The organism is Mesorhizobium sp. M8A.F.Ca.ET.021.01.1.1 (genome assembly GCF_003998025.1).
In the GTDB taxonomy this organism is placed as follows: Bacteria; Pseudomonadota; Alphaproteobacteria; order Rhizobiales; family Rhizobiaceae; genus Mesorhizobium.
In genome coordinates, this window is sequence record NZ_RZSJ01000276.1 from 1 (window position 1) to 7,627 (window position 7,627).

Sequence of the window (7,627 nt, forward strand, 5' to 3'; positions counted from 1 at the left end):
CGCTGCAGTTGTTGATCTGGCTGGCGCGCAGATGAATGAGCTTGCGCGTCACATAGGGCACGTCGGCCGCCTCGGTCGACTTGTCCAGCGCCAGCAGCGCCTGCACCGAACCGGGGATGAGCATCACCGGGTTCTTGATCCTTGCTTGCATGGTCGTTCTCCTTTTGAATTGTTTCTCCGGGCGTGTTTTCCCGGCCCGGACGACTCGCATCCAGGGTTTCGAACTTGATGAAAACTGTTGGCTGCCCGCCGCGTATCAGGCCTGTTTTGCGGTAACCTGTTCGAGCCGTTCGAGAATGCGCGGCCAGCCACTTCCCATGCCGATATAGCCACGCTCGTCGGCCGGCCGGAATCCCGACTGCTCCATTCGCACCCGGGTCGCCACACCCTCGGGCGTCAGTGACCATGTCACCACGGTTTTCAACCCACTGTCCGATTCCGTCCCATCGCCCCAACTGTAGGCCAGCAGCCGCGGCACCTCGACTTTCAGCACCACGCAGTTCGTCACGCCAGACCATCCGGGAACTGGCGTCGCGCGGAATGTGAAGCGATGCCCTTCTTGCGCCGCGAAGTCATTCTGCATGAGCCATTCGCCGACGAGTGCTGGCACGGTCAGTGCGCGCCATATCTTTTCCGCCGAATATGGGATCAGCCTTTCGACGACGATCGATTTGGTTTCCGTCATGCCTTGCTCCTCTCGTTGTTGTCGTCGCGCCACGCACGCGCAATCAATAACCTGCCAGCTATACATTACTCATAACCATGCAGTTATGCAACAGTCAAGAATGGAATCTGCCATCTGGTCCAAATGGCGGCGTAGGTTCACGCTTTCGCGTCAGCCGTCGTGGTGCTAGGGCTCTCCACAACATGATGAACTGGATCGCCCCTTGACCACGCAAACTCGCCCGCCGCTGATCGAAATCTGTGTCGAAGGCATCGATGGCCTGCTCGCCGCGCAGGCCGCCGGCGCCGACCGGGTCGAACTCTGCGCCAGCCTGGTCGAGGGCGGCATTACGCCCAGCCTCGGCACGGTGCGCGCAGCGCTCGACCAGGCGACCGTGCCGTTCCACGTCATGGTGCGGCCGCGCGGCGGCGATTTTCTCTACAGCGAGACCGAATACCGATCGATGCTCGCCGATGTCGCCGCGCTCAGCGAACTCGGCGTGCCCGGCGTGGTGTTCGGCTGCCTGAACGCCGACGGCACCATCGACGAGAAGCGCATGGGCGAATTGACCGAGGCCGCAGGCGCCTTGAACGTCACCTGCCACCGCGCCTTCGACATGACGCGCGATCCGGCCGAGGCGCTGGAAGCGCTGATCCGCTGCAAGGTTGGCCGTGTGCTGACCAGCGGCCAGCGCGACACCGCGATCGAGGGCTTGCCACTGCTGGCGGATCTGGTGCGTCAGGCCGACGGGCGCATCATCATCCTCGGCTGTGGCGGGCTCGATCTCGGCAACATCGCCGAGGTGCGCGCAAGGACCGGCCTGGCCGAAATGCACTTCGCCGCCCTCAAGGACGTGCCGAGCGCCATGCGCTACCGCAATCCCAAGGTCGGCATGGGCGGCTCCGATCTCGACCGCGAGTATCGCAACACACTGACCGATACACCGCTGGTGGCGGCGACGATCACGGCGGCCAAGGCATGACCCCTCCGATAGACTGCATAGCGCAGGACGACGAAGCCGCCATTCTGGCGCTCAACAACGAGCACGCCGCCGAATTGTCGTGGCTCGAAGCCGAACGGCTGTCCTTCCTGCTCGGCGAGGCATTTTATGCGCGCCGCATCGGTGATCTCGAAGCCTTCATCATGACCTTCGACCAGGATGCGAACTACGACAGCCCGAACTTCGTCTGGTTCCGCGAGCGCTACGAACACTTCATCTATGTCGACCGCGTCGTCGTGGCGGCGCATGCAAGAGGCCGCGGCCATGCTCGCCTGCTCTATCGGGACCTGTTCGACCATGCGCAGAGCGCCGGCCACACGCTGGTCACCTGCGAGGTCAACACCGACCCGCCCAACCCCGCCTCGGACGCCTTCCACGCCGCCCTCGGCTTCGCCGAAGTCGGCGACGCGGTGATCCACGGCGGCAAGAAAGCGGTGCGTTATTACGTCAGGCCGATCGCCGCCTGATCCGGTGGCGCTCGCCATCGGCGCTCACTCACCAATTGCGGTTGAGCCATTCACGCGCCGGGCGCTCGATGAGGTAGTAGCTGCAGAGCGCGCAGGCAAAGACGCCGGCCAGCATCGGCCATGGGTTGGTGCCCTGATCGTAGACGAATTTGTAGAAGGGCTGCTGCCACAGATAGAGCGAATACGACCACAGGCCCAGTGTCGTCATCGGCAAGGATGACAGCCATCCCGACAAGAACCTCGTGCTGAAATCCAGCGCGTTGACGGCAATCGCCAGCAACGGCACCGCGACCAGGTAGTGGATCGGTGTCGGCACGGCGTCCATGAACAGGAAAACCGCGCCGGCAGCCGCCGCAACGGCGACATAAGGCCCCTTCAGCAAGGACGGCAGCTTGCCGTCGGCCTTGAGCAGGCAGATCGCGGCCGACAGCAGGATCGAGGCGATGTGCACGTCGGTGCGCCAGTATGTGGTTTCATAGTCCATGTGCATGAACCAGTAGGAAGCCGCGCCATTGGCCATGGCCAGCGCAGCCAAGACCAGCAGAAGCGGCACGACACGGCTTCGGCTGGCAACGATTGCGCTGATCGCCGCCAGGATAATGTAGGCATGCTCTTCAATGCAGAGCGACCAGATGTGGTCGAGCGCGCCGGCCCGGTTCAGGAGAATTCCGGCATAGTTGTAGGTGAATGTCAGGGCCGTCACGGCCGCCTTCCATTTGAAGCCGATGAACGTGCCGGAGAGCGCGACCATGGCGAGGACGACAAAGACCAGAAGCGCCGGATAGATGCGCGAGAAGCGGCGTTTGAAGAATTTCTTCAGTGGATAGCGTTCGATGAACAGGATTTCGGCCATCAGCCGGCCGCTGAGCACGAAAAAGAATTCGACACCCAGCACGCCCAGATTGATGCCGGGAACGGGGAAAAAATGCCCGATCAGCACCAGGGCGATCGACAGGCCGCGCCAGCCATCGAGATAGGCCAGCCTTGTCCTGGCCGCCGATCGGTCGGCGATCGCTCGGGACGGAACCAAATGGGTCGCGGAAATTTCGGACATGCCGATCCCTTCGCATTGGCATGCGAAAGGGCACGGCGGTAAGGATTCCGAACCCGGCTCGCATTCCCGCCCCAACCCATACTGCAGTGCAATATGAATTTGTGCAAGTGCGAGATTGTCGCCAATGCGATTCCCAAGCAAGCATGGGCCGCAATTGCTTCAAGCAGAGGATGGGACGCGGCGCCGGGGGCTAGGCAGCTACACGCGCCAGGAAAGAAAGAGGGGCCGCTACAGCCCCTTTTTGTCCGCAATCGATCTTGCGTCAGGCGTTGGCTGCCGCCACCGCGCGCTTGGCCATGACCGCGATCAGATTGGCGCGGTAGTCTGATGAAGCGTGGATGTCGCTCATCAAGTTCTTCGCCGGCACTTTCACGCCATTGAGCGAAGCGGCATCGAAGCTCTTGGCGAGTGCCGCCTCGATCTCCTTCGAGCGGAAGACGCCGTCGTCGCCGGCGCCGGTGACGGCAACCCGGACGCCATCCTTGCCCTGGCCACGAACACGCCGACGATCGCGTAGCGCGAGGCCGGGTTGCGGAATTTTTCGTACGCGGCCTTTGCCGGAGCAGTGAAGGAGACCGCCGTGACGATCTCGCCATCCTTCAAGGCGGTTTCGAACAACCCCTTGAAGAACTTGTCGGCTGATATCTCGCGCTTGTTGGTGATGATGGTGGCGCCCAGCGCAAGCAGCGCCGCCGGATAGTCCGCCGCCGGGTCATTGTTGGCGATCGAGCCGCCGATCGTGCCCTTGTGGCGAACCGCCGGGTCGCCGATCAGCGACGCCAAATGGGCAAGCGCCGGGCAGGCCTTGCGCAGCTTCTCGTCATTGGCGACATCGAAATGCGTGGTGGTAGCGCCGATCGTGACCGTCTTGCCGGACACCTTGACGCCCTGCAACTCCTTGATGCGTGACAGGTCGACCAGATCGGAAGGGGCCGCCAGCCGCGTCTTCATGGCGGGGATCAAGGTCATGCCGCCCGACAGCAGCTTGGCGTCCCCATTCTTCACGAGCTTGGCGGCTTCAGTGACCGAGGCGGCACGGTGATAGTTGACTGCGTACATGGGATCCTCCCCTAAGTGGTCAGGCAGTAGTAGCAGTGAGTAGTCAGTAGTGGGAACGTCGCCGCCGGAGCTGGATACGGTGCCCTATTCGCTACTCACTACTCCCCACTCACTCATTTCGCGGCGCGGATCGTGGCCCACACGGTCGACGGCGTGGCCGGCATGGCGATGTCGGCGATGCCGATGGCATCGGTGATGGCATTGATCACCGCCGGCGGCGAGCCAATGGCGCCGGCCTCGCCGCAGCCCTTGATGCCGAGCGGGTTGCTCGGACATGGCGTGTTCGACGTCGAGACCTTGAACGACGGCAGGTCGCCGGCGCGCGGCATGGTGTAATCCATATAACTTGCCGTCAGCAGCTGGCCGCTGGCATCGTAGTGAGCGCCCTCCAGCAGCGCCTGCCCCACGCCCTGGGCGATGCCGCCATGCACCTGGCCCTCGACGATCATCGGATTGATGATGTTGCCGAAATCGTCCGCCGCCACGAACTGGACGATCTCGGTCGTTCCGGTTTCCGGATCGATCTCGACCTCGCAGATGTAGCAGCCCGCCGGGAAGGTGAAGTTCGCCGGATCGTAGAACGCCGTTTCCTTCAGTCCTGGCTCCATGCCGGCGGGCAGATTATGCGCGGTATAGGCAGCCAAGGCCACCTGGAACCACGGCAGGCTCTTGTCGGTCCCGGCCACCTTGACCTCGCCATTCTCGATGACGATATCGCCCTCGTCGGCTTCGAGCAGATGGGCCGCGATCTTCTTGGCCTTGGCCTCCACCTTGTCGAGCGCCTTGGCAATCGCCGACATGCCGACCGCGCCCGAACGCGAACCGTAGGTGCCCATGCCCATCTGCACCTTGTCGGTGTCGCCATGAACGATCGAAACCGAGTCGATCGGCACCCCAAAGCGCTGATTGACCAGTTGCGCGAATGTCGTCTCATGGCCCTGGCCATGACTGTGCGAGCCCGTCAGCACCTCGATCGTGCCGACGGCGTTCACACGCACTTCAGCCGATTCCCACAGGCCGACACCGGCGCCAAGCGAGCCGACCGCCGCCGACGGCGCGATGCCGCAGGCCTCGATATAGCAGCTCATGCCAATGCCGCGCAGCTTGCCCTTCCCAGCCGCATCCGCCTTGCGCGCGGCAAAGCCGGCATAGTCGGCGGTCTTCATCGCCGCGTCGAGCGAGGTCGCATAGTCGCCGGCGTCGTAGTTCATGATCACCGGTGTCTGGTGCGGAAACGTCGTGATGAAGTTCTTGCGCCGCAGCTCCGCGGGAGACACGCCGAGTTCGCGTGCCGCGGCCTCCATGGTGCGTTCCAGCAGATAGGTGGCTTCCGGCCGCCCTGCCCCGCGATAGGCATCGACGGGTGCCGTGTTGGTGTAGACGGTGCGCACATTGGCGTGGATGGCCGGGATGTCATACTGGCCCGACAAGAGCGTGGCGTAGAGATAGGTCGGCACGCAGGACGAGAACAGCGACATGTAGGCGCCGAGATTGGCGATCGTGTCGACCTTCAGCCCGGTGATCCTGTTGTTCTTGTCGAAAGCCATCTCCACCGTCGAGACATGGTCACGGCCATGGGCGTCAGTGAGGAAGCTCTCCGTGCGATCGGCGACCCATTTGACCGGCACGCCGGTCTTCTTCGAGGCCCACAGGCAGACGATCTCTTCCGGGTAGATATAGATCTTGGAGCCGAAGCCGCCGCCGACATCCGGCGCGATCACGCGCAGCTTGTTTTCGGGTGCGACATTGTAGAAGGCACTCATCACCAGCCGCGCGACATGGGGATTCTGCGATGTCGTCCAGCAGGTGTAATGATCCTCGGCCTTGTCGTAATGGCCAAGTGCGGCGCGTGGCTCCATGGCGTTCGGCACCAGCCGGTTGTTGACGATCTTCATGCGGGTGACGTGCGCCGCCGCTTTGATGGCGGCATCGGTCGCCTTGCCGTCGCCGATCTCCCAGTCGAAAATCAGGTTGTTCTCGGCTTCGGCATGAACCTGGGGCGCGCCCTTTTCGAGTGCCTTTGTGGCATCGACGACCGCCTTAAGTTCCTTGTAGGTGATTTCGACCGCCTCGGCGGCATCGCGTGCCTGGCCCTTGGTCTCGGCCACGACGATGACGACGGCATCGCCGACATAACGGACCTTGTCGACGGCCAGCGGCGACCATGCGCCCATCTTCATCGGCGAGCCGTCCTTGGAATGGATCATCCAGCCGCAGATGAGGTTGCCTATACCGTCGGCCTTGAGTTCCTTGCCGGTCAGGACGCCGATGACGCCCGGCATGCCTTGAGCCGTTTTCACGTCGATCTTCTTGATCTGCGCATGCGCGTGCGGGCTGCGCACGAAGGCCGCATGCTTCATGCCGGGAACCACCATGTCGTCGACATAGCGGCCGGCGCCGGTGATGAACCTTTTGTCTTCCTTGCGCGCGACCCGAGCGCCAACGCCTTCGATGCCCATGGAAATTCCTCCCGAATTTAGGGGATAGGCAGTAGCGGTTAGGCAGTAGTGGGTGAACTCGCGGTCATATCGATGCTTGCCCTACTCACTATTGCCTGCTGCCTGCTGCCTAAGCTGCCTGTTTCGCCTTGCCCTTGGCCCCCTTCGACATCGTCTTCGATGCGGCGAGGATCGCCTTCACGATGTTGTGGTAGCCGGTGCAGCGGCAGATGTTGCCTTCGAGTTCCGCCCGCACCGTCGCCTCGTCGAGGCCTTCGGGATGGCGGTTGATCATGTCGGTTGCAGCCATGATCATGCCTGGCGTGCAAAAGCCGCATTGCAGACCGTGATATTCCTTGAAGGCCGCTTGGACGGGATGCAGGTCGGCGCTGTTGGCGAGACCTTCGATCGTAACCACTGTCGACCCGGACGCCTGGACCGCCAGCATCGTGCAGGACTTGACCGCCTTGCCGTCGACATGGACGACGCAGGCCCCGCACTGCGAGGTGTCGCAACCGACATGGGTGCCGGTCAGGCCGAGATTCTCCCGCAGGAAATGGACGAGCAGCGTTCGATCCTCGACGGCACCGTCAACCCGCTTGCCGTTCACCATCAACGAAACGTCCGACATAGCCCCTCCCTGGGTGTCAACCTTGGTCATCACGCTGCCGACGAGCCGTTGGCACTTCGGCCATGCGTTATTCGTACACCGCACAATGCACAAAAAACAGCACGACGGAAAAGGCGGATCATTGTACTTTCGGTCATGGCCAAGGCACCGAAGTGCATTCCTGTGGCCCCATTGCCAAAACGCCTCGTGGCGGCAACAATGCCTTCGACGCCGCGCACAAGAAGCACTCGAAAAGCCGCGCACAGAAGGCGTCGGAGGAAATGCGGGAGAACGCCGCTGACAGGTTCACGGACGCGCTATGCATGCGGCTTGTC

General features: G+C 62.6%; 6 protein-coding genes and 1 pseudogene. 2 read left to right on the plus strand and 5 right to left on the minus strand.

Annotated features, from left to right (window positions below; all coding sequences use genetic code 11):
• Positions 1–256 precede the first annotated feature (256 nt).
• On the minus strand, positions 257–685 hold the full coding sequence (locus EOA36_RS20550; RefSeq protein WP_127279182.1) for an SRPBCC domain-containing protein: 429 nt from the start codon (positions 683–685) through the stop codon (positions 257–259).
• 202 nt (positions 686–887) lie between these two features.
• Between EOA36_RS20550 and EOA36_RS20555 the strand changes: the two genes are divergently transcribed.
• A complete protein-coding gene (locus EOA36_RS20555; protein ID WP_189521750.1) occupies positions 888–1,646 on the plus strand; it encodes a copper homeostasis protein CutC in 759 nt (252 codons plus the stop codon).
• Positions 1,643–2,131, plus strand: a complete 489-nt coding sequence (locus EOA36_RS20560) for a GNAT family N-acetyltransferase (protein WP_127279184.1) — start codon at positions 1,643–1,645, stop codon at positions 2,129–2,131. The genes EOA36_RS20555 and EOA36_RS20560 overlap by 4 nt, the downstream gene beginning before the upstream one ends.
• Positions 2,132–2,159: 28 nt before the next feature.
• Here the strand turns inward: EOA36_RS20560 and EOA36_RS20565 are convergent, their stop codons facing one another.
• From EOA36_RS20565 to EOA36_RS20580, 4 genes and pseudogenes are all read right to left on the minus strand, one after another.
• Positions 2,160–3,185, minus strand: a complete 1,026-nt coding sequence (locus EOA36_RS20565) for an acyltransferase (protein WP_127279185.1) — start codon at positions 3,183–3,185, stop codon at positions 2,160–2,162.
• Between the two features lie 262 nt (positions 3,186–3,447).
• A pseudogene (locus tag EOA36_RS20570) lies at positions 3,448–4,244 on the minus strand (xanthine dehydrogenase family protein subunit M).
• Positions 4,245–4,357: 113 nt separating this feature from the next.
• A complete protein-coding gene (locus EOA36_RS20575; protein WP_127279186.1) occupies positions 4,358–6,703 on the minus strand; it encodes a xanthine dehydrogenase family protein molybdopterin-binding subunit in 2,346 nt (781 codons plus the stop codon).
• 109 nt (positions 6,704–6,812) lie between these two features.
• A complete protein-coding gene (locus EOA36_RS20580) occupies positions 6,813–7,313 on the minus strand; it encodes a (2Fe-2S)-binding protein (RefSeq protein ID WP_127279187.1) in 501 nt (166 codons plus the stop codon).
• Between the last annotated feature and the right edge of the window lie 314 nt (positions 7,314–7,627).

Coding starts and splice junctions, on each gene's coding strand:
- EOA36_RS20550 (WP_127279182.1), bottom strand. CDS start 685: ATGACGGAAACCAAATCGATCGTCGTCGAAAGGCTGATCCCATATTCG.
- EOA36_RS20560 (WP_127279184.1), top strand. CDS start 1,643: ATGACCCCTCCGATAGACTGCATAGCGCAGGACGACGAAGCCGCCATT.
- EOA36_RS20565 (WP_127279185.1), bottom strand. CDS start 3,185: ATGTCCGAAATTTCCGCGACCCATTTGGTTCCGTCCCGAGCGATCGCC.
- EOA36_RS20575 (WP_127279186.1), bottom strand. CDS start 6,703: ATGGGCATCGAAGGCGTTGGCGCTCGGGTCGCGCGCAAGGAAGACAAA.
- EOA36_RS20580 (WP_127279187.1), bottom strand. CDS start 7,313: ATGTCGGACGTTTCGTTGATGGTGAACGGCAAGCGGGTTGACGGTGCC.